General features: G+C 61.5%; 1 protein-coding gene. It reads left to right on the plus strand.

Going from position 1 to position 296, the window contains the following annotated elements; genetic code table 11:
• Positions 1–296: DUF4424 family protein (locus EN852_RS39170; protein WP_135879932.1), on the plus strand; the 296-nt coding region annotated here is incomplete at both ends.

Below are 296 nucleotides of genomic sequence, written 5' to 3' on the forward strand. Positions count from 1 at the left end.
GTGACCATCGACGGCGTCGCGGCCAAACCACAGCTCGAACAGAAGGTTTTTGCTCTCGGCATCGACATCAGCGCCGACCTGAAGGCGCAGGATGTGCCGTTCAACCCGTTCGGCGATGCCGCCAAGGCGGCGCTGGCGAAACTGCCCAAAGATGTCGCCGAGGATTGGGAAAACCGCGGCATCATCATCGAGGATACCGCCGACGACGGTTCGGGCATGCAAACCGCCTACACGCCGTTCTGGCAATTGCGCTCGACATATTGGTGGCGCTCGACCTTCCCGGCCAACAAGGACGT

Origin of the sequence: Mesorhizobium sp. M2E.F.Ca.ET.209.01.1.1, assembly GCF_004010375.2 — a bacterium.
Classification (GTDB): domain Bacteria; phylum Pseudomonadota; class Alphaproteobacteria; order Rhizobiales; family Rhizobiaceae; genus Mesorhizobium.